This is a genomic window from Pseudomonas crudilactis (assembly GCF_013433315.1).
GTDB classification, from domain to species: domain Bacteria; phylum Pseudomonadota; class Gammaproteobacteria; order Pseudomonadales; family Pseudomonadaceae; genus Aquipseudomonas; species Aquipseudomonas crudilactis.
Genome location: NZ_WXVV01000002.1, coordinates 203,241 through 228,825 on the forward strand (window position 1 = coordinate 203,241; position 25,585 = coordinate 228,825).

Here is a 25,585-nt window from a genome sequence, read left to right on the forward strand (position 1 = left end):
CTTCTACCTTTGCTTAAAGCGACGAGTATTTCTTGCGCAGACGCTGACGAATCAGTTCTGCCAGGGTGTTCATGACGAAGGTGAACAACAGCAACACCAGCGCCGATAGGAACAGCACGCGGTAGTGGCTGCCGCCGACTTCCGACTCGGGCATTTCCACCGCAACGTTGGCGGCCAGGGTGCGCAGGCCTTCGAACAGGTTCATTTCCATGACCGGGGTGTTACCGGTGGCCATCAGCACGATCATGGTTTCGCCGACCGCACGGCCCATGCCGATCATCAGCGCCGAGAAGATCCCCGGGCTGGCAGTCAGGATCACCACGCGAGTCATGGTCTGCCACGGCGTGGCACCGAGGGCCAGCGAGCCGAGGGTCAGGCCGCGAGGCACACTGAACACAGCGTCTTCAGCGATCGAGTAGATGTTCGGGATGACCGCGAAGCCCATGGCCAGACCCACCACCAAGGCGTTGCGCTGGTCGTAGGTGATGCCCAGGTCGTGAGAGATCCACATGCGCATGTCACCGCCGAAGAACCAGTTCTCCATGAACGGGCTCATGTACAGCGACAGCCAGCCCACAAACAGGATCACTGGAATCAGCAGCGCACTTTCCCAACCGTCCGGGACTTTCAGGCGGATCGATTCAGGCAGACGGCTGAAGGTGAAACCGGCGACCAAAATGCCGATCGGCAGCAACATCAAAAGACTGAAGATGCCCGGCAGATGCCCTTCCACATACGGAGCGAGGAACAGACCGGCGAAGAAACCGAGGATCACCGTCGGCATCGCTTCCATCAGCTCGATCACCGGTTTGACCTTGCGGCGCATGCCCGGGGCCATGAAGTACGCGGTGTAGATCGCAGCGGCAACGGCCAGCGGTGCAGCCAGCAGCATCGCGTAGAACGCGGCTTTCAGGGTGCCGAAGGTCAGTGGCGAGAGGCTCAGTTTCGGTTCGAAATCGGTGTTGGCGGCGGTCGATTGCCAGACGTATTTAGGCTCGTCGTAGTTCTCGTACCAGACCTTGCTCCACAGTGCGCTCCAGGAAACTTCCGGGTGCGGGTTGTCGAGCAGCAATGGTTGCAGCTTGCCGCCCGCTTCGACGATCACGCGGTTGGCGCGTGGCGACAGGCCGAATACGCCTTGGCCATCGACCACTTGATCTACCAGCAGCGTGCGGTGCGCAGTGCTGTGGAACACGCCGAGCTTGCCGCTGGCATCCAGTGCGAGGAAGCCTTTGCGGCGTTCTTCAGCGGTGATTTCAACGATCGGCGTGGTGCCCATTTGGAAGGTACGGATCTGCTTAAGACGCAGTTCGCCGTCGGTGTCACGAGCCATGAACCACTGGGCCAGACCACCCTTGGAGTCGCCGACGATCAGCGAGATGCCACCGACCAGTTGCGTGGTCGCGGTGACTTCGGCGTCAGCATTTTCCAGCAGTTTGTAGCGACCGTTGAGGCTCTTGTCGCGCAGGCTGAAGACGTCGGCCTGAGCACGACCGTTGACCACGTACAGCCATTGCTGGCGCGGGTCGACGAAGATGTTTTTCACCGGCTCAGTCATCTGCGGCAGATCGATGCGCTTCTGCTCGTTGGTGACTTCGCCGGTCATCATGTTTTCTTCGCTGGTCAGCGACAGGACGTTGAGTTGCGAACCGGTCGAACCGACCAGCATCAGTGTCGTGTCGGTGGCGTTCAGACTCACATGTTCAAGCGCACCACCGGCTTCGTTCAACGCGATCGGCGTCTCGCCGTACGGATATTCGATGGCCGGGCTGATGGTTTTCTTGCCATCGGGGTAGCTGACTTTGTAGGTGTGACGGAACACCAGCGCCTGACCGTTGGACAGGCCCACGGCCACCAGCGGATGGCCCGGCTGGTCTTCACCAATCGAGGTCACGGTGGCGCCGGCAGGCACCGGCAGATCGACGCGCTTCAGTTCAGCGCCACTGTCGATGTCAAAGAACAATGCCTGGCCCTTGTCGGAAACGCGCATGGCCACCTGATTCTGCTCTTCGAGCGAAATCATCAGCGGCTTGCCGGCGTCCTGCATCCAGGCCGGGGTGATCGAGTCTTTCGCGGTCAGGTCGGCACCCTGAAACAGCGGCGCAACCACGTAGGCGAGGAAGAAGAAGATCAGGGTGATGGCTGCCAGCACCGCGAGACCGCCAACGAGGACGTACCAGCGGGTGAAGCGATCCTTGAGCGCGCGAATGCGGCGCTTGCGTTGCAGCTCAGGCGTATTGAAATCAATGCGCTTGGGAGGATTAGTAGTCATGTGGGAATTGGCCAGATCATTCATGCGCTCACCCTAGCGATCCTGTATGACAGAAAGATGACAATGCAGTGACGCAGCAAATCCACCGCCAGCGGAACTGGCAGAGGATCAAAAATTTGAGGTGTGGAAAAGGCCGGTCTGCAAGCAGTTCCGGCCTTTTACCTGAGTCCGGTGGGGTTCACCCCGGACTCAATTTGTTACTTTTTTGCGACTTCAGCGCCGCCTTCCTGCAGACCCAGGTCAGCCAGTGCTTTTGCAGCAACTTTGGCTGGCAACGGGATGTAACCGTCTTTCACTACCACTTCCTGGCCCTGTTTCGACAGCACCAGCTTCACGAACTCAGCTTCCAGCGGAGCCAGAGGCTTGTTCGGGGCTTTGTTGACGTAAACGTAGAGGAAACGCGACAGCGGGTATTTGCCGTTCAGGGCGTTTTCTTCGCTGTCTTCGATGAACTCAGTGCTGCCCTTCTTCGACAGCGCAACGGTTTTCACGCTAGCGGTCTTGTAACCGATGCCCGAGTAACCGATGCCGTTCAGCGAGGAGCTGATCGACTGCACAACCGACGCCGAACCTGGTTGTTCGTTGACGTTTGGCTTGTAGTCGCCTTTGCACAGGGCTTCTTCTTTGAAGTAGCCGTAGGTGCCGGATACCGAGTTACGGCCGAACAGTTGCACTGGCTTGTTGGCCAGGTCGCCGGTCACGCCCAGGTCGCCCCAGGTTTTCACGTCGGCTTTGGCGCCGCACAGACGGGTCGACGAGAAGATCGCATCAACCTGTTCCATGGTCAGGTGCTGGATCGGGTTGTCCTTGTGCACGAACACAGCCAGGGCATCCACGGCAACCGGGATAGCGGTTGGCTTGTAGCCGTACTTCTGCTCGAAGGCCGCCAGTTCGGTGTCCTTCATCTTGCGGCTCATCGGGCCCAGGTTGGAGGTGCCTTCAGTCAGCGCAGGTGGCGCAGTGGCGGAGCCAGCGGCCTGAATCTGGATGTTTACGTTCGGGTATTCTTTTTTGTAGTTCTCAGCCCAGAGGGTCATGAGGTTGGCCAGGGTATCGGAGCCGACGCTGGACAGGTTGCCCGACACACCAGTGGTCTTGGTGTAGCTCGGGATAGCAGGGTCAACAGCGGCAACCGCGTTGGCAGTCGCAACGCCAGCAGCGACAAAAGTCATTGCCGCCATCAAACGCTTCAGTTTCATGCCTTACTCCTAGCAGATAGGGTGTGTTAAGTCGGGGCCAAGTATCAGCAGGCCGTGTGAACACTCTATGGCTGAAATATGACAATTGGATGAAAGGCCAGCATGGGAGCCGTGTTAAAAAAATGAAACTCCTCTTGGGTTGACAAATCAGCACCTAAAGATAGTCTTGTCAACCACGAGAGGACCCCATGATAAACGACCGTATTCGCCGCGCACGCCTGCAAAAAGGCCTCACTCTTGAGGCTTTGGCGCTGGAGCTTGGCGACATAACCAAACAAGCCTTGAGCAAATATGAGAAGGGGTTGAGCACTCCGAACTCAACTCGTCTGCTGCAACTGGCCAAAGCGCTTCAGGTCAGTCCTGAGTACTTCTTCCGTGCGGATGCCATTGCGCTGGCGCCTCTGGAGTTTCGAAAGCTGGCCCGAATGCCCAAATATCGCCAGGCACAGGTGGAAGAAAAAATTCGCGAGCACCTTGAGCGCTACATCGCGCTTGAGGAATGTTTCGATCCTGCCGACATCCACACTCCGGCCACCCCGGCACAAATGATCCCGGTTTCCTGTCTCGATGACGCCGAACGCGCAGCAGAGCAACTTCGTCAGTTCTGGGGAATTGGTAGCGACCCTATCGCCAATCTGACCGAACAGCTGGAGGAGCACAGCATAAAAGTCGCCATGCTAAACGGCCCGGACGACTTCGACGGCGCTTGCGCTGCCACCGGTAACGGCGAACACGTGTTGATTGCACTGAATGCCGATCGCCCAGGCGAACGAATCAGGTTCACTGCCGCGCATGAACTCGGTCACTGGGTCATGGCATTACCAGAGGATATGCCGGAGAGGGACAAGGAAAATTGTTGCCATCGATTCGCAGGCGCGTTTCTTTACCCGGCGAAAAGTGTCACCGGCGACTTCGGTAGCCATCCTCGCTCCAGAGTTCATCCACGAGAACTGCTGATTGCAAAGCGTCAATACGGGATCTCAATGCATGCCGCGCTGAGACGCCTGAAAGATCTGAAGCTTCTCAGCGAGAGTGGCTATAAATCCCTCACTATCCAATTCAGCGCCAACGGCTGGCGCAAATCAGAACCTGAGCCGCTACCTTGCAAACCGCCACAAAGATTTGAGTCGCTAGCATTCTGGGCGTTGGCAGAAGGGCTGATCACCAAGTCTCGGGCTGCCGAACTCCTGCGCAAACCAGTTAGCGCACTGGACCCCAATTTCCTGGGTTCACTGGAGAATGCATGAGTTTGATCTTCATCAGTGATACGAATATCTGGATTGACTTCAGAAACGCCGGATTACTGGAGCAGATGTTTCAATTGCCATTCACACTTTGCTGCACCGACTTTGTCATGCAGGAGCTTGCAGACTTTCCCCACCAGGAATTGCTTGATCGAGGACTGAGTGTCGAATCGTTCGATGAATTTGGCGTGATCAGACTCTTTGAGCTGAAAGTCGAGCACAACAACAGCTCACTGGCGGACGTGTCTTGTTACCTGCTCGCACAGGAAACAGGACGTCCGTTGCTGACCGGAGATGGCAAGTTAAGGCGCCAGGCACAACGAGATGGACTGGAGGTGCACGGCGCTCTTTGGTTACTTGATCTGATGGTTGAGCATCAAGTAATTGAAAAGTCGGATGCCGCAAACGCCTTGACCCACATGCTTGAGCATGGCGCTCGACTCCCGACTGGAGAATGTGAAACAAGGCTCTCACTCTGGCGAGAGCCCTAGAAGCAGAATCTCAGGATCAGCGCCCCTTCTTCCATAGCCACGCCCCCACCAGAATCCCCATCGCGCACAGCACCGCCACATAATAAGCAGGCCCCATCGCGCTTTCCTTCAGCAGCAAACTCACCACCATCGGCGTCAAACCACCAAAGATCGCGTAAGCCACGTTGTACGAGAACGACAACCCGCTGAAGCGCACCACCGGCGGGAACGCTTTAACCATCACATACGGCACCGCACCAATGGTGCCGACCAGAAAACCGGTCAGCGCATACAGCGGGAACAGCCAGTTCGGGTGATCGGCGAGGCTGTGATAGAACGTCCACGAGCTGATCAGCAGGCCCAGGCAACCGAACACGAATACGCGGCCGGCACCAAAGCGATCCGCCAGTGCGCCAGAAATGATGCAGCCGATGCTCAGGAACACGATCGCCAGACTGTTCGATTGCAACGACTCGGTCGGCGAGAAGTGATAGACCGTTTGCAGCACGGTCGGGGTCATCAGAATGACCACGACGATGCCAGCGGAGAGCAACCAGGTCAGCAGCATCGAGATCGCAATCGCGCCACGATGATCACGCAGGACGGCACGCAGCGGCACTTCTTCTGCCAGCGCCTTGCGCAATTGCAGTTCGGCGAATACCGGCGTCTCGTGCAGCCAGCGGCGCAGGTAAACCGAGAACAGGCCGAACACACCGCCGAGCAGGAACGGGATCCGCCAGGCGTAATCGGAAACCTCGGCAGGCGTATAAATGCTGTTGATCGCCGTAGCGACCAGCGAGCCGAGCAGAATGCCGGCGGTCAGGCCGCTGGTGAGGGTGCCACAGGCGTAACCCATGTGCTTTTGCGGGACGTGTTCGGAAACGAAGACCCACGCGCCCGGCACTTCCCCGCCGATGGCCGCGCCCTGAATTACGCGCATCAATAGAAGCAGGATCGGCGCCCACATGCCGATCTGTGCATACGTTGGCAGCAGGCCCATGATCAGGGTCGGCACGGCCATCATGAAAATGCTCAGGGTGAACATCTTCTTGCGCCCCAGCAGGTCGCCGAAGTGCGCCATGACGATGCCGCCCAGCGGCCGCGCGAGGTAGCCGGCGGCGAAGATGCCGAAGGTCTGCATCAGGCGCAGCCACTCGGGCATGTCGGCCGGGAAGAACAGCTTGCCGACCACGGTGGCAAAGAAGACGAAGATGATGAAATCGTAAAACTCCAGCGCGCCACCAAGGGCGGACAGCGACAGAGTCTTGTAGTCATTGCGGGTCAACGGTCGTGCGGGTTGCTCGGGCTGCGCGAGGCTCGAAGGCGCTGTGGTCATGGCAAGGGCTTCTCTTATAGTCGGATCTGCCGCCACAACAACGCTGGCGGTGGCTTGGGCAGGTTCGGCACCATAGCAAATTGTTCGAAAAAGCACATAGAGGCGCGTAATTGACGGTCGAAATGAGAACCGGATGGTCGTCGTGGAGTCTACCGACCGATATACTCGCAACCTGCTCCGGTTTGTAGGGGGTTGCTGTGCGAAAACGTCGTTGGCCCGGCCTTTGCTCGGGATTAGCCGGTTTCGCAGAGTTTCTCCTTAGGCGCCTGATGGAAAACGTGACGAACGTAGTATGTTCGGTGCTGAATCGTTTTTCCCGAAGACGGCTACCACCAGCAATACCAACGAAGAGTCACGGGTCAGAGGCACCCCCGGCATGATAGAGCTCGAACAAGAAGATCCGATCCCGCAAGGCGACCTGGCCCTGCAAATCACCGCACTCCCGCGCGAAACCAACGGCTTTGGCGATATTTTCGGCGGCTGGCTGGTGGCGCAGATGGATTTGGCCGGCACTGCGATGGCCAGCCGTGTCGCCGGTGGCCGTGTGGCAACCGTTGCCATCGATCGCATGGCTTTCCTCGTCCCGGTCGCTGTCGGCGCGCAATTGTCCTTTTATACCCAGACCCTGGAAATCGGCCGTAGCTCGATCCAGATGATGGTCGAAGTGTGGAGCGACGACCCACTGTCCAGCGAGTGGCGTAAAGTCACCGAAGCGGTATTCGTCTTCGTTGCCATCGACGGCAGCGGTCGCACGCGCTCGGTTCCGCCACGCGCGCGTTAAACCTCGCGGCCGTTTTGCGGTCGATAATCGTCCCAAGTGTCTGATCGAGAGCTGTCCCATGAACACGCCCAACGTTGAAGCGGTGAAACTGGATGAACTGAACTGCTGGCGCATCCGCCACGGTCAGGCCGAAGTGCTGGTGGCCCAGCAAGGCGCGCACATCCTCAGTTATCAGATCGATGGCCAGCCGCCGATCATCTGGCTCAACGACAAGGCCGAGTTCAAGACTGGCAAAAGCATTCGCGCGGGTGTGCCGGTGTGCTGGCCGTGGTTTGGCAAGTTCGAGCGCAACCCGCAGAGCGTGCAGGCCATGTACACCGGTGAGCAACCGGCACCCGCGCACGGTCTGGTGCGGGCGATGGATTGGGAGCTGGGCGGCATCGAATCAGAGGCTGACGGCGTCAAGGTCGAATTCAAGCTGCCCTACCCCGAAGGTGGCCTGCCGGGCTGGCCGCATCAGGTCGATCTGACCCTGACCCTGCATTTGTCCGAGCAACTGAGTTTCAGCCTGACCAGCCACAACCGTGGCAGTGACAGCGTCAGCCTGAGCCAGGCGCTGCACACGTATTTCGCGGTCAGTGATGTGCGCAATGTGCACGTCGACGGCGTCGATGGCTTGAATTACATCGAGACGCTGGACGACTGGAAAACCAACAGCCAGCAAGGCGACCTGCATTTTGCCGGTGAGACCGACCGCATCTACCTCGATGCGCCGCCACAACTGAGCATTGTCGACCCGGCGTGGGAACGACGCATTGTGCTGACGGCTACCGGTTCACGCACGGCGGTGATCTGGAACCCGTGGATTGATCGCGCGGCAGCACTGGCCGATATGGACAACGATGGTTGGCAGCGCATGTTGTGCATCGAGACGGCGAATGTGATGGATGACATCGTCACGCTGGCGCCGGGGGCTAGCCACACAATGGGCGTCAGCGTCGCCAGCAAATCGCTTTAAGCCACACCCGATAAAACTGTGGGAGCGAGCTTGCTCGCGAAAGCGTCGTATCAGTCAACATCAATGTGACTGAGAGACAGCATTCGCGAGCAAGCTCGCTCCCACAATTGTTTTGTATAGGTCCTACAGATCGGATTCCTGCACCACCCGCACTTTGTCCGCTTCCAGCGCATACGCCGCATCAGCCAGATCATTGCTGACCTTCTCGACTTTCAGCGTGCCGGTCACCCACAGCGGCGTGTAGATATCGTCCAGTTTCAAACCTTTCGGATAACGCACCAGCACCAGTTGATTCGGCGGCGGTGGCGGCACATGGATGCAGGCGCCCGGGTACGGCACGAGGAAGAACAACGTGCTGCGGCCCTTGGCATCGGACTCCAGCGGCACCGGATAACCACCGATGCGGATGTGTTTGTCGTTCATTGACGCCACGGTTTTGGTCGAATACATCACCGCCGGCAGACCTTTGGCCTGTTTCATCCCGCCCTTCTCGGTGAAGGTGCCGGTGGCTTCCGGGGAGTTGTGGTCGATTTCAGGCATGGCCTCGAGGGCCTTTTGATCCGACTTGGGCATCAGTTCGAGCCAGTCGGTTTCCGGCAGTTCGCCGGCGTGGGCCAAACCGCTGCCCAGAAAAAGGAGAGTCAACAGAAGACAGCGCATGAAGGTGCTCGGTATGGAAAGGAAGGAACAGTGAATCGCCGAGCATTCTAGCCCTCCCGGCCACTTTGGCAGAGAGGGCTTTGTCGCATTGGATCAGTTCTTTTTGATCAGGCCGTAGATCACCAGCAACACGATGGCGCCGACCAGTGCGCCGATGAAACCTGCGCCCTCGCCCGCGTGATAGATGCCCAGAGCCTGGCCGCCGTAAGTGGCTGCCAGCGAACCGCCGATACCGAGCAGGATGGTCATGATCCAGCCCATGCTGTCATCGCCCGGTTTCAGGAACCGCGCCAGCAGGCCGACGATCAAGCCGATAAAGATGGTTCCGATAATTCCCATGGCATTTCCCTCTGAATAGTAGATATGCGAAGCCTAGTCAGACTTTGGCATCCTGCCATGAGAGAACGGCGGCCCCTGAATGGTTCCGCCGCTGCCACATGAAACTGTTTTACTCAGCGATCAGCGCTTCGACCTTGACGATCTGCGCTTGCAGCGTGGCCATGTCGGCGCAGCGCAGGTTGGCGTGACCGACCTTGCGCCCGGCCTTGAAGGCTTTGCCGTAGTGATGCAGGTGGCAATCTTCGATGGCGATGACCTTCTCAACCGGCGGTACCACGCCGATGAAGTTGAGCATCGCGCTCTCGCCGACCTTGGCGGTCGAACCCAGCGGCAGGCCGGCAACGGCGCGCAGATGGTTTTCGAACTGGCTGCACTCGGCGCCTTCGGTGGTCCAGTGCCCGGAGTTGTGCACGCGCGGGGCGATTTCGTTGGCTTTCAGGCCACCGTCGACTTCAAAGAACTCGAACGCCATCACGCCGACGTAGTCGAGTTGCTTGAGCACACGGCTCGAGTAGTCTTCGGCCAGCGCCTGCAACGGGTGATCGGTGCTGGCCACCGACAGCTTGAGGATGCCGCTGTCGTGGGTGTTGTGTACCAGCGGATAGAACTTCGTTTCACCATCGCGAGCACGCACGGCGATCAGCGAGACTTCACCGGTGAACGGCACAAAGCCTTCCAGCAGGCAGGACACGCTGCCCAGTTCGGCGAAGGTGCCAACCACGTCTTCCGGCTTGCGCAGGACTTTCTGGCCCTTGCCGTCATAACCCAGAGTGCGGGTTTTCAGCACGGCCGGCAGACCGATCGAAGCCACGGCGGCATCCAGATCGGCTTGCGATTGAATGTCGGCGAAGGCTGGGGTCGGAATGCCCAGGTCCTTGAACATGCTCTTTTCGAACCAGCGGTCGCGAGCGATGCGCAGGGCTTCGGCGCTCGGGTAGACCGGGACGAATTGCGACAGGAATGCCACGGTTTCGGCCGGGACGCTTTCGAACTCGAAGGTCACCAGATCGACTTCATCGGCGAGCTGGCGCAGATGATCCTGATCGCCGTAATCGGCCCGCAGGTGTTCGCCCAGCGCCGCGGCGCAAGCGTCCGGCGCAGGGTCGAGGAAAGCGAAGTTCATGCCCAACGGAGTGCCCGCCAGAGCCAACATGCGACCCAACTGGCCGCCACCGATTACACCGATCTTCATCTCAACAACCTCAGGCAATACGTGGGTCTGGATTGTCCAGGACGCTGTCTGTCTGCTCGGCACGGAAGGTTTTCAGTACCGCGTGGAACTGTGGATGCTTGGCGCCGAGAATGCTCGCCGAGAGCAGCGCGGCGTTGATCGCGCCGGCCTTGCCGATGGCCAGGGTGGCGACCGGAATGCCCGCTGGCATCTGCACGATCGACAGCAGCGAGTCGACGCCCGAGAGCATGGCCGACTGCACTGGCACACCCAGCACCGGCAGGTGGGTCTTGGCCGCACACATGCCTGGCAAGTGGGCTGCGCCACCGGCACCGGCGATAATCACCTCGATGCCGCGGCTTTCAGCCTCTTCGGCGTACTGGAACAGCAGATCCGGGGTGCGGTGGGCAGAGACCACTTTGACCTCGTACGGGATGCCGAGCTTTTCCAGCATATCGGCGGTGTGGCTAAGGGTGGACCAATCGGACTTGGAGCCCATGATCACGCCAACCAGTGCACTCATCGTCGCGCCTCTTCTCTCTGGAGCGCCCGCAGGCGCGTCATAAAACAACAAGCCACGCAGGTTGCGTGGCTTGATTGTACGAAAAATGGCCGGACGTGCCGGCCGAAGGCCGCGCAGTATACCGCAAAGAAAGCAATAAACAGCCCCCGAAACGACCATCTGTCAAATGAGCGAAAGCCCCGGTTTTATTGACCTGAAGGTCAGCGAAGAGACACCTCAAATTTCATTGTGGGAGCGAGCCTGCTCGCGAAGAGGGAGGGTCAGTCAACATTGATGCTGCCTGACCCACCGCATTCGCGAGCAGGCTCGCTCCCACAGGGGCTGCGGGTGGGTTCAGGAGTTTTGTGCGGCGCCGCCTTCGAGCTTGCGCCACAGCAGACGGACGTTGGCTTTACGCACCAGTGCGCAACGGTACAGGCGGATTTCCAGCGGCACATGCCATTGCGGGCCGCCGCAAACCACCAGTTCACCGCGAGCCAACTCCGCGCGCACGCTCAACTGCGGCACCCAGGCAATGCCAAGGCCTTCCAGCGCCATGCTTTTCAGGCTGTCAGCCATCGCGGTTTCGTAAATAGTGGTGAAGCGCAACTGACGCTGACGCAACAAGCCATTCACCGAACGCCCAAGAAACGCCCCGGCGCTATAAGCCAGCAACGGCACGCTCGCCTCTCCTTCGAGATCGAACAGCGGCTTGCCATCAGCATCCGCTGCGCACACCGGCAGCATCTCGGTCTGGCCCAAATGCAACGAAGGGAAAATCTCCGGGTCCATCTGCATCGCCGCGTCCGGGTCATAGAACGCCAGCATCAGATCGCAGCCACCTTCGCGCAAGGCATGCACCGCGTCGCCGACGTTGGTCGCGACCAACCGCGTGGCGATGTTCAAGCCTTCATTACGCAGTTGCGCGATCCAGCGCGGAAAGAAGCCCAGTGCCAGCGAGTGAGCGGCAGCGACTTGCATCACCTCGCCCTGCCCGCCTTCCAGATGATGAAGGTGGCGCAGCACCTCACCGAGCTGTTCGACGACCGTGCGCGCAGTGACCAGAAACAGCTGCCCCGCCGCCGTCAGTTCGATCGGCGTGCGCGAGCGGTTGACCAGAGTCAGCCCCAGTGCAGCCTCCAGACTGCGAATCCGTCGGCTGAACGCCGGCTGGGTCACGAAGCGCCGTTCGGCTGCTTGCGAGAAGCTGCGGGTGGCGGCCAGAGCACTGAAGTCCTCGAGCCATTTGCTTTCCAGATTCATCACGTCCTCCCGGACACGCACCAAAACAGGTCACACGTCTGCCGCGCACGCGGCGTCACATGGGCATTATGCCGAATGTGCATAGGGCAGTGCTGAACAGCATTGGCCCAAAATTCCCCACAAGCCTAGCATTCGCAGCGTTCCGGCACAGACCGGGTCCATATCGAGATGATTTCTATCATGTCCTCCGCTGCATCTTTCCGCACAGAAAACGACCTGCTTGGCGCCCTCGAAGTACCGGCTCAAGCGTATTACGGCATCCAGACCCTGCGAGCGGTGAACAACTTCCGTCTCTCCGGCGTTCCGATTTCGCATTACCCGAAACTGGTTGTCGGTCTGGCAATGGTCAAACAGGCCGCTGCTGACGCCAACCGCGAGTTGGGTCATCTGAGCGAAGCCAAGCACGCTGCCATCAGCGAAGCCTGTGCCCGATTGATCCGCGGTGATTACCACGAAGAGTTCGTGGTCGACATGATCCAAGGTGGCGCCGGTACCTCCACCAACATGAACGCCAACGAAGTGATCGCCAACATTGCGCTCGAAGCAATGGGTCACGAGAAAGGCGAGTACCAGTACCTGCACCCGAACGACGACGTCAACATGGCGCAGTCGACCAACGACGCCTACCCAACGGCGATCCGCCTGGGTCTGCTGCTCGGTCACGACACCCTGCTGGCCAGCCTCGACAGCCTGATTCAGGCGTTCGCGGCCAAGGGCAAAGAATTCGATCACGTCCTGAAAATGGGTCGTACCCAACTGCAAGACGCCGTGCCGATGACCCTCGGCCAGGAATTCCGTGCCTTCGCCACCACCATGGGCGAAGACCTGGCCCGTCTGAAGACGCTGGCCCCGGAACTGCTGACTGAAGTGAACCTGGGCGGCACCGCGATCGGTACCGGCATCAACGCCGACCCGCGTTATCAAGCGCTGGCGGTACAGCGTCTGGCCCTGATCAGCGGTCAACCGCTGGTTCCAGCCGCCGACCTGATCGAAGCGACTTCCGACATGGGCGCCTTCGTGCTGTTCTCCGGCATGCTCAAGCGCACTGCGGTGAAGCTGTCGAAGATTTGCAACGACCTGCGCCTGCTGTCCAGCGGCCCACGCACCGGCATCAACGAAATCAACCTGCCAGCGCGTCAGCCAGGCAGCTCGATCATGCCCGGCAAGGTCAACCCGGTAATCCCGGAAGCTGTGAACCAGGTTGCTTTCCAGGTCATCGGTAACGACCTGGCGCTGACCATGGCAGCCGAAGGCGGCCAACTGCAGCTGAACGTGATGGAGCCGCTGATCGCGTTCAAGATCTTCGACTCGATCCGCCTGCTGCAACGCGCCATGGACATGCTGCGCGAGCACTGCATCGTCGGCATCACCGCCAACGAAGCGCGCTGCCGTGAACTGGTCGAACACTCGATCGGTCTGGTCACCGCACTGAACCCGTACATCGGCTACAAAAACGCCACCCGCATCGCCGGTCTCGCTCTTGAAAGCGGCCGCGGCGTGCTGGAACTGGTGCGCGAAGAAGGTCTGCTCGACGAAGCCATGCTCGCCGACATCCTGCGCCCGGAAAACATGATTGCTCCGCGTCTGGTTCCGCTGAAAGCCTGAACCGACACGTTACTCGTAGCACCGCTCACCAGGTCGAGGGACTAGACACCTCTCACCTTTTGAGGGCTTGGGGATTTAGTCCCCAAGCCCTTTTTTTTAACTTCTTTGCGGGCAGGACGTTAAATGTTTTGTGTATTTGATACCGCCAAGATCGCAGCCTTCGGCAGCTCCTACATTGATTGACGTACACCTGTAGGAGCTGCCGAAGGCTGCGATCTTTTGATCTTGCAGCACCCTCGTTTCGTCGCTTGCACCACTACCGTGCAGACGGGCGCGTCACTGATCGGTATAGTGCCGCCCCTCTTCGCGTGAGCGGTCGTCGGTAACGAGGCCACAACCCATGCGAAACCCGAACTAATAACAAACCCGCGAAATGGATCCGGGACGAAACCTTCGCCCACCTGTCGTGCCGCGCGCACACCGGTGTAACACGATATTTCTTCCATCCAGCATTTGCTCACACAAAAAACAGCGAGGATAAATCCATGCTCGAAGTCATTAACGACTTCCTCTCAGGGAAAGTACTGATCGTGCTCATTGTCGGGCTCGGTAGCTACTTCACGATTCGCTCGCGTTTCGTTCAATTGCGCCACTTCTTCCACATGTTCGCGGTGTTCCGCGACAGCCTCAAAGGCAGCGCCGGGCAACTCAGCTCGTTCCAGGCCCTGATGCTCAGCCTTGCCGGCCGTGTCGGCGCAGGCAACATCGCCGGTGTCGGCATCGCCGTGACCCTCGGTGGTCCGGGTGCAGTGTTCTGGATGTGGGTGACCGCACTGGTCGGCATGTCCAGCAGCTTCTTTGAATGTACCCTGGCCCAAGTCTACAAGCGCGCCGATGGCGACGGCCTGTACCGTGGCGGCCCGGCCTATTACATCCAGCACGGCCTTAAGTTGAAAGGCATGGCGGTGGTGTTTTCCGTCCTGCTGTTGGTTACCTACGGCTTCGCCTTCATTGGCCTGCAGTCCTACACCGTGACCCACTCGCTGCAGAACGCCTTTGAATTCAACCCACAACACACCGGTATCGTCCTGGCAGTGCTGCTGGCCATCACCTTCATCGGCGGCATCAAGCGCATCGCCTCGGTGTCCGACCTGCTCGTACCGATCAAGACCCTCGCCTATATCGGCGTGACCCTGTACGTGATCGGTACTCAGATCGAACACGTGCCAGCCATGCTGGAAACCATCTTCAAGAGCGCCTTCGGCCTCGATCCGGCCTTTGGTGGTCTGCTCGGCAGCGCCATCGTCATGGGCGTGAAGCGTGGCGTGTTCGCCAACGAAGCGGGCCTGGGCAGTGCGCCGAACGTCGCCGCCGTGGCCGCCGTGAAGCACCCGGGCGCTCAGGGCGTGGTTCAGGCTTTCAGCGTGTTCCTCGACACCTTCGTGATCTGCACCTGCACCGCGCTGCTGATCCTGCTGTCGGGCTTCTACACCCCGGGCTTTGAAGGTGACGGCATCGTCCTGACCCAGAACTCGCTGGCCGCGGTGGTCGGTGACTGGGGTCGCATGTTCGTCAGCGTCGCGCTGTCGCTGTTCGTCTTCACCTGCATCCTCTACAACTACTACCTGGGCGAAAACAGCCTGCAGTTCCTCACCCGCAACCGCGCCGCGCTGATGGTTTTCCGCGGTCTGGTGCTGGCGCTGGTGGTATGGGGTTCGATGCAGGACCTGTCGACCGTGTTCGCCTTCGCCGACATCACCATGACCTGCCTGGCCTTCGTCAACCTGGTGGCCCTGGCCATGCTGTTCAAGGTCGGTATGCGCGTGATGCGCGACTACGACGGGCAGCGCCGCGCCGGCGTCAAACAGCCGGTGTTCGACTCCAGCAAATTTGCTGATCTGGACCTCGACCTGAAAGCCTGGCCAGCCAACCCGTCTGTCGCTGCCGGCAAGACCGAAGCCGAGCCGCAAGGCGTGCCTGCAGCGCAACGCTGACAGGTGAATGACGGGCGCATCCCCTGCGCCCGTCAGTTATTGTGGTGCAATAACTTGTAGGAGCGAGCCTGCTCGCGATAGCGGTCTTTCAACCAACATCAATGTTGAATGATGAACCGCCATCGCGAGCAGGCTCGCTCCCACAAGGACCTCATCCTTTCGGAGAATCCCCATGAATTCGTCGACCTACCCCGCTGCCCAACACGTCATGGTGCTCTACACCGGTGGCACCATCGGCATGCAGGCCAGCGCCAATGGCCTGGCCCCGGCGTCCGGTTTCGAAGCGCGGATGCGCGACTACCTGCACAGCCAGCCTGAGCTGGTGGTGCCGCAGTGGCGCTTCCGTGAAATGTCGCCGCTGATCGACAGCGCCAACATGACCCCGGCCTATTGGCAGCAACTGCGTGAAGCGGTGGTCGATGCCGTGGATGTGCAAGGTTGCGACAGCGTGCTGATCCTGCACGGCACCGACACCCTGGCTTACAGTGCGGCGGCGATGAGCTTCCAGTTACTGGGGCTGAATGCTCGCGTGTGCTTCACCGGCTCCATGCTGCCGGCCGGCGTTACCGACAGCGATGCCTGGGAAAACCTTGGCGGCGCACTGGTTGCCCTCGGTCAGGGCCTGGCACCTGGCGTGCATCTGTATTTTCACGGCGAACTGCTGGCTCCGACCCGTTGCGCGAAAGTGCGCAGCTTCGGACGTCATCCGTTCAAGCGTCTGGAGCGTCAGGGCGGCGGTGTCAAAGCCCCTTCGATTCCAGCGTCGTTGAACTACAACCAGCCGAAGCAACTGGCGAAGGTTGCGGTGTTGCCACTGTTCCCCGGCATCAGTGCCGAAGTGCTCGACGGACTTCTCGCCAGCGGTATTCAAGGTCTGGTGCTGGAGTGCTACGGCAGCGGTACAGGGCCGAGCGACAACCCTGAGTTTCTGGCTAGCCTTGGCCGTGCGCGGGATAACAGCGTCGTCGTGGTTGCGGTTACGCAGTGCCATGAAGGTGGCGTTGAGCTTGATGTGTACGAAGCAGGCAGCCGCTTGCGCGGTGTGGGCGTGTTGTCCGGTGGTGGCATGACCCGCGAGGCGGCGTTCGGCAAGTTGCATGGGTTGCTGGGGGCAGGGCTGGCTACAGGTGATGTCCGCCGGCTGATGGAGCTGGATTTGTGTGGTGAGTTGCTCTGAGCAAGGCTCTGGAATGGCCCTCACCCTAGCCCTCTCCCGGAGGGAGAGGGAACTGACCTTAGTGTCTTGCGCTATACGCCGACCTGAAAAAAAGTGTCGATTATGGATTCGGCACAGTTTTTTCACGTCGGCGTATCTCTTCAATATCCCCCAATCGGCCCCCTCTCCCTTTGGGAGAGGGCTGGGGTGAGGGACTGCTGCGGCATGCAACTTGCTGCGTTACAGCCATCTCAAGGCTGGAAGATCTTATGCTTCACTCCCACCTCACCACCCTCAACGCCGTCTCGCTGGTGCTCAACACCTTCAAGGCCGAAGGCTTGTCGAGCGAGGCATTGCTGGCCGGCAGCGGTATCAGTGCGGCAGATTTGCAGCGCGCCGACACCCGCATCACCACCAATCAGGAGATGCAGGTTTGCGCTAATGCCGTCGCGCTCAAGCATGACATCGGCCTGGAACTGGGCCGGCGCATGCACGTTTCCTGCTACGGCATCCTCGGTTACGCGCTGCTTACCTGTGCCACCTTCGGTGACGCTTTGCGTCTGGCGATCCGTTATCCGGCGCTACTGGGAACACTTTTCGAGCTGAGTCTGGAAGATGACGGCGAGCGCGTGTGGTTCGTCGCCGCCGATTATCGCGAGAGCCCGGCGATGGCGGTATTCAATGCCGAATTTTGTCTGGTGTCGCTGAAAGTCATTTGCGATGACTTGCTTGGGCATCCGTTGCCATTGCTCGCCACGCGGTTCGAACACGCCGCGCCGGACTATCGCGACAGCTACGCCGAGCACTTCGACAGTCAGCTGCACTTCACCGCCAAGGACAACGCCTTCGCCTTCGACCGTCACTGGCTCGATCAACCGCTGCCGCTGGCCGATCTCATCACCCACCAAGCCATGGCCGAACGTTGCCGCAAGCAGAACCTTGAATTCACTGGGCGTCAGGCGTGGTTGGGGCGGATTCGGCAACTGCTCAGCGCGCAATTGAACGCCGCGCCGGGTTTGGAGGGTTTAGCGCAGCAGATGAAGTGCTCGCCGCGCACCTTGCGCCGGCATCTCAAGGACATGGGCTGCAGCTATCAGGAACTGCTCGATGAACTGCGCTTCGAGCGAGCCAAGCAGATGTTGTGTGAGGATCAACTGCCGATCTACCGCATTGCCGAAACCCTCGGGTTTAGCGAGACAGCCAGTTTCCGCCATGCGTTTGTGCGCTGGAGTGGCGTGGCGCCGAGTCAGTTCAGGGCCTGAGACAGGGGCGAATTGCGGTCAGTGTTTTTGGCCATATCCATCCCCTTTTGGCCTTTCCTGCCGTTCTCCGATTCGCCGCGCGCCGCAACACTGACAACAACCGAATCAGCCCTGCGGAGAACAACAAATGCTGACGATCTACTCGGACGATCACCACCTGCACCATGGCCGCTGCGAATTGATCGATGGCCAGCTCAAGCCCTGCTTCGAGATGCCATCGCGCGCCGACCATGTGCTGCAAAGGGTGCAGCAGCAGAATCTCGGCCCGGTCGAGGCGCCCAGGGATTTCGGCCTCGAACCGATTGCCCGTATCCACAGCCGCGACTACCTCGACTTCTTCAAAGGCGCCTGGGAGCGCTGGACCGAATTCAACACCGACGGCGATCTGCTGCCCTACACGTGGCCGGCACGCACCCTGCGGGCGATCAAACCGACCAGCCTGCATGGCCAGCTCGGTTACTACAGCTTCGACGGCGGGGCGCCGATCACCGCGGGCACCTGGCAAGCCGCCTACAGCGCAGCGCAGGTTGCCCTGACCGCACAAGCGGCGATCCAGCAGGGTGCGCGCAGTGCCTTCGCCCTGTGTCGTCCGCCGGGACACCATGCTGCCAGCGATTTGATGGGCGGTTATTGCTACCTCAACAATGCGGCCATCGCGGCCCAGGCTTTCCTCGATCAGGGCCACCAGAAGGTCGCGATCCTCGATGTCGACTATCACCACGGCAACGGCACGCAGTCGATTTTCTACGAGCGCAGCGACGTGCTGTTCACCTCGATTCACGGCCATCCGGAAGCCGAGTTCCCCTTCTTCCTCGGGTACGAAGATGAACGTGGCGAAGCTGCCGGTGAAGGCTTCAACTTCAATTATCCGCTGCCGGCCGGTTCTGCCTGGGATGTCTGGAGCGCGGCACTGGATCAGGCCTGCAATGAGATCGACAGCTACGGCGCCGACATCATCGTCGTCTCGTTGGGGGTCGACACGTTCAAAGACGATCCGATCTCGCAATTCAAACTCGACAGCCCGGACTATCTGGCAATGGGCAGGCGCATTGCCGCCCTCGGCAAACCCGTACTGTTTGTAATGGAGGGCGGATACGCGGTGGAAGAAATCGGAATCAACGCAGTGAACGTACTTGAAGGTTTCGAAAGCGCGCAGTAACCCGAAAACAGCTGAGGACCCGCGCTCGCGGGTCTTTTTTTGCCCGCAAGATTTATGTACCGCACACCGCCACGACGCGACCTCTACCTTGCCCTGATATGAATCTCTCTCGTCAGATCAGGAATGGCTCATGCCCGATTTTCCCCTCCCCAATACCATTGATGTAGTGACCCAACTGATGACCGGCCCCTCGTTGCGCGAGGTCGCCTCGAAAACCCTGCAACCGGCACTCAAGACGCTGTATCCGACGCTGGGCATTGATCCGCAACAGGCCATGGTGGTGACACCGTCATGGTTCTACGAGGGCGGGCGCATCATCCCCGGCCGCGAACAGATCGAATCGCTGACCGATGCTCTGGTACGGCTCACGCTGAACGGAACCACCGTGACCTACCTCGATGCAGAGCACTTTCTGACGTTGCAGCCCGGCAGACTGGCGATCCAGTTACCGGTAAAGATCGACGCCGTCGGCCGCCTGCTCAACGAACTCGCGCCCCTGATGTTCGTGGCCTTCAAAGAACAACATATTGCTTATTGGGGCGCATTCACCGCTGCGCATCAGCCACGCTGGCAGCAAATGTCGGACGCTCTGCGCAACGTCTGGAATGTCAGCGCCCGTACTGGCTGGGACACCGATCAACTGGCCATGGCTCAGGCTGTTTTCAAGGTCCCGGACAAGCACCAGCGTTTGCCCGCAGACCCCTACAAGACCCGCGCCTGCCTGATTGACCTTGATCAGAGCCAGGCCGCTGACGAAGACAGCAGTCACCTGACCCTGCTGGACAGCGCCGTACTGATCGGCACCGTCGGGCAGCGCACGATGATCCTGACGTATTCAGTGATCCATGGCTTCCAGAGTTTCGATTCGCTGGATGAGCTCGGTGAAGCGCTGCCGCGCAAGTACTGGCAACGCACCCCTGACCGCGGGCTCAAGTGGCGGCTGGTGGAACCGCAAGGCAACTTCTTCGACCACCAGGCCTGCACGCTGATCGCGCTGGAAGGCGACGCGCTCGGCGAGATCAATTTTTTCGAAGGCCCGACATTCAATCTGCTCTACCCTCACACCGGTCGCCCCCGGCGGCCACCGCCAGGCATCAAGCCCCATGTCGACCGCCTGCGCCCGATGCTGCCTGCCTGGCTGGACAACGCCGCGCCCGCCGACCAGGCCGCTTTCAGTCGTTACCTGTTGGACCTGACGGTGTTGCAGCATTCGCACAAGGGTCGATCGTTTCAGGCACAGGTCGCCAGTCTGCAGACCTTTACTCACGAGGCCCTGACGCGGCAGATTCTCAAGGAGCACCCGAGCGCGGGCGACGTGAAAATCGACGACATCGAGATCAGCATCGCCAGTCTTGAGGTTTGGGGCACATTCGTCTTGCCGGGCCAGATTCAAACCAGGAGCCTGTCGCTGACCGAGCTTGCCCTGCAAAACCTGGCAGGTCTGCCGCTGGGCAATAAAACCGTACGCTACAAGGACGACAGTGCTCTGCCGGGCTGGATGACCGTGGCTTATGTCGAGCGACTGGTGAGCACCGTCGACATCGGCAAAACCTACCCCGCGCACCTGAAGAAGCTGCTGATTGACGATGCCGTGCAAGCGGCTGCCTTGCAGAAGCTTTACACCGATCAGTTGGCTCTTGAACTACCGTTGCTGGCACTGCAAAACAAGATTCGTGGAACAGCAGGTATCGACGAGCAGGGTTACCGATACGTGGTCGCCGTCCTTGACGACCGTGCCGAAGCGCGTCAAGTCGATGGGCAAGAGATCGTCATCCGGCCACTGGCGTTCGTAGCCCATCGCACAAGTTCAGCGGCCGACACCGTGACCAACATGTTCGTCATCGGCCCGCGCGACGCAAGCAAGGGCCCCTGCGTGCTTTATCGGCCGCTGTTCGACATGGCACTGATTCAGTACCCCAGTCACGCCAACCTGCTGTATTCGATCCGCCATTCACGACACCTGCGTGAGTCGGTACTGGCCTGGTTGCCGGACGATGTGCGATTCAATTACAGCCAGTTCGTGTTCACCGCTAAATTGCCGTCGGTGTGGACGATCCCGCAACTGTTGGTCAACCCGCTCACCTCAATCGATATGTCCGGCCCCGTTGCTCTGGGCACTGCCATCATCGAAAGTGACATCCTGGCGACCTTGCACACCACCAACGCTCAGGCTGTCATCACTCAAGCCGACCGCCAGTCTGTCTCCAATGCGGAAGCACGTTGGGCCACACTCAAAAGCGGCGGCTGGATGCTTTTCAATGCGGCACTGCCGTTTCTGGGCCGCAGTGTCGGCACGGCGGCATGGATCTGGCAGATCATGGACGACTTGCAGGAGATCAGCGACGTCGCCAATCAAGAGTCCGGCAAGTTTGCCTGGACGGCGCTGGCCGATATCTTCCTCGCGCTGGGCATGGTGCTTGCTCATCGCGCCGCGGTCGGCGACGCGCCCCCCGCCGAATCAGCCTATGTGGAGCCCGAGGAAGAGGCGCAGGCAACAACCCCACGCCCTGCGACGATCAAACCGTTGCGCTTGCCCGACGTCACCCGTACCGAGCTGCCCGCCGCCCATGAATCCTCGGTCAACGCCATGGCCGCGCTACTGCGCTCGCCCCTCGCGCTGAAATCCCTGCTCGACCGTTTCAACGTCGAGAAACCAGAAGGGCTTGGTGATGCCGCCAGTACCGGTCGACATCAACACCTCTATGCACATCAGAACAAATGGTATGCCCCCGTCGGCAAACGCTGGTTTGAGGTCGCGATCAATGACAACGAAGATGTGCAGATCATCGACACGCGTATGCAATCGCTGATATCCGGCCCCTTGCTCACCCGCAGCACCGGCGGTCTATGGGTGGTTGACCTGCGCTTGCGCCTGCGCGGGGGCGGGCTGCGCAATCGCCGCAAGGACGCCAAGAGCAAAAGCGACAGGCAAGCGAAAAAGCTGACCATCGATCTCAAGGCTTTCGACTTGACGATGGAGGACAAACAGAACCGACTCGATCAAGCCCACAGCGCAATGCTCTCGGCTCAGCCACAAGCCCTCGCAGCGGCACGTCAGCAGTATCTGGACACCCTCGATGCGCAGAGCAAGGACTACGGCGCGAACATCGAGAAGATCAAGGCATTGAACCTCGCGCAGGACATCCCCAACTATCGCACGACCATGATCCAGCGGTTGGAGATGCAGTTGTTTCTTGGCCAGGAGTGGCTCAGCCAGCATTCCACCGACTATCAAGCCAATGTAATGACGACGATGGCGATGATTGCAGACGACACCCGCGTCGAGCGGCAGGCCTTTATCCAGGCCTGTGAACAAATGACCGATCAGACCCAAGGCATCATCGACAAGATCGAGTCGGCGCATAGCCGATTCCGCGAGCTCGAACTGCTTGGCAGGGACGCCGTGGAAACCCTGGCCATTTATCGAAAAGCGCTGCCGGCCTACGATTTGAATGATCTCAAGCTGTTGCAGATCAGCCTTGGCCAAGAGATTTGCATCAAGCCCGGCGAAACAGCGATCCGCGCCGATGCGCAGCAGACCCTGGAAACGCTTATTGAAGATGCTGCGCTGAATATTCAGAGTTCACTGAACCTGACCGCCGATGAAAGCCTGAGCAATCTGCGCGAAAGAATCGACGCCCTGAGCAATGTCTCGGAACAGTTTGCCGCTGTGGATCAACGCTTTGCCGATTTCGCCGTAGAGTTTCCCGAGCAGATTCAGTCGGCTCGACTGGGGCACGTGCGCACTCGAGTGATCGAGTTCAAGGCGCAAACGGATGTGCGACTGGCGGATCTGCTGCGTAACAAACACTTGCTGGATCCCCAGCCCGGCCCATCGAGGCCCCCTTCGGCCTCGGCATCCAGCCGAAAAATCATCAAGACCCGGTTCAAAGGCACCCTGGTCGGCGAACGAAAAAAGAGTATTGATGGCCAAGACACCGACCTCGTTGAAGTGCGCAGCGAACTGACCGGGGTAATCGCTACGTTTCATGAGAAGACGCCGGGGGAGTGGGTCGAACACGACACGACGCCATCGCCTCCTGCCAGACCCAAGGCCAGGCCGAATCTTAAAAACAGCATTGAGGAGGGGCAGGCGTTGATCGATGGCCTGCCTGCGTTCGAACAGCGTACCGAGGCCCGCATCAACCGCGCGCGACGAATTCCGGTCGAGATTGAAGAGGCCTTTCATCATCATGCTGACCGCCTGCGCAAGGCCAGCGCGGCGATCGATGAAGCGCTGACGGCAAGCAATCTCACTGCCGGCTCGTCACCCGGGACGGAACCCCTCGGTCACGCCCTCAACGATGCCGCAACCCGTCTTTACGAAAAAGGCACCGGCCTGCGCATCAACATGATCAAACAGCAACCGCCCACGGCCGCAGGGGTTGAGTGGCTGAAAAGCCAACGTGAAGTAAAAATCACCAAAACCGTTACTCGACGCAGGCTGAAAAAACACGCCAACGACTTTCTCGACGAATACGAAGTACGCGATGCGAAAACCGACAAGGTCCTGTGCTATGCGCACTTCCACTATCAAAGTGTCGACGCCCCGCTGACACCCATCGGCGCCGCACACATGAAAACCGTGGCACAGCGTCGCCTCGGTGGTGCATATGACTTGCGCGGCCTGAACAATCAGCAAGTGATCGAAATTCATCGCAGCGAGATTCTTTCAAGCCAGCTCGCCGAAAGCGTTTTCTTCACGCCCGCCAAGCCAGATGTAAGCGGGTCAGCGCCGCTTTGATCGCCGGCTCAGGGACAGCGGCAAAGCCCAGAACCAGGCCGGCACGCAGGTCCAGAGGCGTCGTGGAATCAGGCAGCCAGTAGCTGCTCAAGCCGTTTATCTCTACATCGACGCGAGCAGCCTGCGCAATCAACTGCTGCTCGCGTTCGATGTTGTCAACGGCCACGGTCAGATGCAACCCCGCCGATACCGCGGGTAAATCGCCCACACCGGCAATGGCTGCCGGCCAACCGTCGAGCAAGGTGTTGCGACGGCTCAGGGCGGCGCGGCGCATGCGTCGGATATGCCGTTGGAAATGCCCGGCCGCCATGAACTCGGCCATCACCGCTTGGGTACTGACCTCGGAATGGCGGACATCGACCGCCCGGCGTTGCGAGAAGGCATCGACCAGCGCCGGTGGCAGCACCAGATAACCGAGGCGCAATGCCGGAAACGCGACTTTGCCGAAAGTGCCGACATACAGCACGCGACCCTCTCGATCGAGGGCCGCCAAAGGCGCCAGCGGCGCACCGGTGTAGCGGTATTCGCCATCGTAGTCGTCCTCGACGATCCAGCCTTGGCAGCGCTCGGCCCAGGCGAGCAGTTCGAGACGTCGCGCCAAGCTCATCACCACGCCGGTCGGATATTGATGCGAGGGCGTGACATACGCCACCCGACAATCCCCGGTGGCCGACAGCGCCGAGCAATCCATGCCCTCTTCGTCCACGGCAATGCCGTGCAAACGAGCGCCCGCCACAGCAAACGCATGACCGGCCGCGCGGTAGCCCGGATTCTCGATCGCCACACCGTCGCCCGGCTCCACCAGCAACTGTGCACAAAGGCTAATGCCCTGTTGTGCGCCGCTGGTGATCACAATTTGCTCAGGTGAGCACTGCATGCCGCGCGAACTGCGCAAATAGGCGGCGATCATTGCACGCAGGCGCGCATCGCCGGACGGATCGCCGTAACACAGCTGCTCCAGATCCGGTTTACGCCAAAAAGCCGCGTTCAGCTTGGCCCACACCTCGAACGGGAACAGATCAAACGCCGGAACACCCACCCTGAATGCTCGTGGCGGACCACTCGGTGGCCGGGCCAAATGGTTCTTTTCGATTCGCGAAAAACTATCGCTGTGGATAACTTTACTGGATGAAATTACAGGTAAATCTAGCCAATTTGTGGATAAGGCTGTGGGTAAGCCTGTTGTAAACCCTGTGGATACTTTTGTGGATAATTTTTTCGCAGGACTCGCTACCGGCATCAATTGTGCGACGTAGGTGCCATCCCCTACCCGCCCTTCGATAAAGCCTTCGGCATACAGTTGATCGTAGGCACGCACAACACTGTTACGCGAGATCCCCAGCGCCGCCGCCAGATCGCGACTGGCCGGCAACCGCGTGCCACTCGCCAGCCGCCCGTCCAGCACCCGCAGGCGCAACGCCTGATAGAGCTGACGACTCAAACCCTGGCGGCGATCAAGCTCGATACCGGCAGGGTTGAATGGCATGGACATCGTTGGCGAATCGGACATGGCAATGGACCTATGAAATT

Annotated in this window: 19 protein-coding genes; 10 read left to right on the top strand and 9 right to left on the bottom strand. The window is 59.8% G+C overall.

The window, feature by feature from the left end; translation table 11 throughout:
* Window positions 1-13: 13 nt before the first annotated feature.
* Both GTU76_RS03370 and GTU76_RS03375 read right to left on the bottom strand, forming a co-directional pair.
* Window positions 14-2,047 carry an ABC transporter permease subunit gene (locus tag GTU76_RS03370; protein WP_175555629.1) on the bottom strand — a complete coding sequence of 678 codons (2,034 nt, stop codon included), beginning with the start codon at window positions 2,045-2,047 and terminating at the stop codon, window positions 14-16.
* A 422-nt stretch (window positions 2,048-2,469) separates the two neighbouring features.
* Window positions 2,470-3,471 (bottom strand): phosphate ABC transporter substrate-binding protein PstS, encoded by a 1,002-nt coding sequence (locus GTU76_RS03375; RefSeq protein WP_016985762.1) that lies wholly within the window; start codon window positions 3,469-3,471, stop codon window positions 2,470-2,472.
* A 188-nt stretch (window positions 3,472-3,659) separates the two neighbouring features.
* Here GTU76_RS03375 and GTU76_RS03380 point away from each other — a divergent pair, with 188 nt between their 5' ends.
* Both GTU76_RS03380 and GTU76_RS03385 read left to right on the top strand, forming a co-directional pair.
* Window positions 3,660-4,718 (top strand): helix-turn-helix domain-containing protein, encoded by a 1,059-nt coding sequence (locus GTU76_RS03380; RefSeq protein ID WP_016985761.1) that lies wholly within the window; start codon window positions 3,660-3,662, stop codon window positions 4,716-4,718.
* Window positions 4,715-5,206, top strand: coding sequence for a PIN domain-containing protein (locus tag GTU76_RS03385; RefSeq protein WP_016985760.1), 492 nt, complete (start codon window positions 4,715-4,717; stop codon window positions 5,204-5,206). Before GTU76_RS03380 ends, GTU76_RS03385 begins: the two co-directional genes overlap by 4 nt.
* A gap of 16 nt (window positions 5,207-5,222) precedes the next feature.
* On the opposite strand, the gene GTU76_RS03390 is transcribed toward GTU76_RS03385, so the two are convergent.
* Window positions 5,223-6,521 carry an MFS transporter gene (locus tag GTU76_RS03390; protein ID WP_095119761.1) on the bottom strand — a complete coding sequence of 433 codons (1,299 nt, stop codon included), beginning with the start codon at window positions 6,519-6,521 and terminating at the stop codon, window positions 5,223-5,225.
* Window positions 6,522-6,897: 376 nt separating this feature from the next.
* Between GTU76_RS03390 and GTU76_RS03395 the strand changes: the two genes are divergently transcribed.
* The gene (locus GTU76_RS03395; protein WP_003229628.1) at window positions 6,898-7,302 is read left to right on the top strand and encodes an acyl-CoA thioesterase; all 405 of its coding nucleotides are present in this window, start codon (window positions 6,898-6,900) and stop codon (window positions 7,300-7,302) included.
* 58 nt (window positions 7,303-7,360) lie between these two features.
* Entirely contained in the window at window positions 7,361-8,260 is a 900-nt protein-coding gene (locus GTU76_RS03400; protein ID WP_016985757.1) for a D-hexose-6-phosphate mutarotase, read from the top strand.
* 123 nt (window positions 8,261-8,383) lie between these two features.
* Here GTU76_RS03400 and GTU76_RS03405 read toward each other — a convergent pair whose 3' ends face one another.
* The 5 genes from GTU76_RS03405 to GTU76_RS03425 form a co-directional block, all read right to left on the bottom strand.
* On the bottom strand, window positions 8,384-8,920 hold the full coding sequence (locus GTU76_RS03405) for a DUF3299 domain-containing protein (RefSeq protein WP_016985756.1): 537 nt from the start codon (window positions 8,918-8,920) through the stop codon (window positions 8,384-8,386).
* Between the two features lie 93 nt (window positions 8,921-9,013).
* Window positions 9,014-9,259, bottom strand: coding sequence for a GlsB/YeaQ/YmgE family stress response membrane protein (locus GTU76_RS03410; RefSeq protein WP_007920223.1), 246 nt, complete (start codon window positions 9,257-9,259; stop codon window positions 9,014-9,016).
* A gap of 109 nt (window positions 9,260-9,368) precedes the next feature.
* Complete coding sequence (locus tag GTU76_RS03415; RefSeq protein WP_007920221.1) at window positions 9,369-10,451, bottom strand: 5-(carboxyamino)imidazole ribonucleotide synthase; 1,083 nt, start codon at window positions 10,449-10,451, stop codon at window positions 9,369-9,371.
* Window positions 10,452-10,461: 10 nt separating this feature from the next.
* Window positions 10,462-10,953 (bottom strand): 5-(carboxyamino)imidazole ribonucleotide mutase, encoded by a 492-nt coding sequence (gene purE / locus GTU76_RS03420; RefSeq protein WP_007920220.1) that lies wholly within the window; start codon window positions 10,951-10,953, stop codon window positions 10,462-10,464.
* A gap of 333 nt (window positions 10,954-11,286) precedes the next feature.
* Window positions 11,287-12,195, bottom strand: a complete 909-nt coding sequence (locus tag GTU76_RS03425; protein ID WP_122592897.1) for a LysR substrate-binding domain-containing protein — start codon at window positions 12,193-12,195, stop codon at window positions 11,287-11,289.
* Window positions 12,196-12,375: 180 nt separating this feature from the next.
* On the opposite strand from GTU76_RS03425, the gene GTU76_RS03430 reads away from it, so the two are divergent.
* The 6 genes from GTU76_RS03430 to GTU76_RS03455 all read left to right on the top strand — a co-directional run bounded on the left by GTU76_RS03430 (window position 12,376) and on the right by GTU76_RS03455 (window position 24,055).
* Window positions 12,376-13,800 (top strand): aspartate ammonia-lyase, encoded by a 1,425-nt coding sequence (locus GTU76_RS03430; RefSeq protein ID WP_016985755.1) that lies wholly within the window; start codon window positions 12,376-12,378, stop codon window positions 13,798-13,800.
* Window positions 13,801-14,285: 485 nt separating this feature from the next.
* Window positions 14,286-15,734 carry an alanine/glycine:cation symporter family protein gene (locus GTU76_RS03435; RefSeq protein WP_016985754.1) on the top strand — a complete coding sequence of 483 codons (1,449 nt, stop codon included), beginning with the start codon at window positions 14,286-14,288 and terminating at the stop codon, window positions 15,732-15,734.
* A gap of 172 nt (window positions 15,735-15,906) precedes the next feature.
* On the top strand, window positions 15,907-16,911 hold the full coding sequence (locus GTU76_RS03440) for an asparaginase (protein WP_180698070.1): 1,005 nt from the start codon (window positions 15,907-15,909) through the stop codon (window positions 16,909-16,911).
* Window positions 16,912-17,159: 248 nt separating this feature from the next.
* Window positions 17,160-18,152: an AraC family transcriptional regulator gene (locus GTU76_RS03445; RefSeq protein WP_175552706.1), complete on the top strand. Its 993-nt coding sequence runs from the start codon at window positions 17,160-17,162 to the stop codon at window positions 18,150-18,152.
* Between the two features lie 127 nt (window positions 18,153-18,279).
* Window positions 18,280-19,311, top strand: a complete 1,032-nt coding sequence (locus GTU76_RS03450) for a histone deacetylase family protein (protein WP_175552707.1) — start codon at window positions 18,280-18,282, stop codon at window positions 19,309-19,311.
* 130 nt (window positions 19,312-19,441) lie between these two features.
* Window positions 19,442-24,055, top strand: a complete 4,614-nt coding sequence (locus GTU76_RS03455; RefSeq protein WP_180698071.1) for a dermonecrotic toxin domain-containing protein — start codon at window positions 19,442-19,444, stop codon at window positions 24,053-24,055.
* On the opposite strand, the gene pdxR is transcribed toward GTU76_RS03455, so the two are convergent.
* Window positions 24,012-25,565, bottom strand: coding sequence for a MocR-like pyridoxine biosynthesis transcription factor PdxR (gene pdxR / locus GTU76_RS03460; protein ID WP_180698072.1), 1,554 nt, complete (start codon window positions 25,563-25,565; stop codon window positions 24,012-24,014). The genes GTU76_RS03455 and pdxR overlap by 44 nt on opposite strands.
* Between the last annotated feature and the right edge of the window lie 20 nt (window positions 25,566-25,585).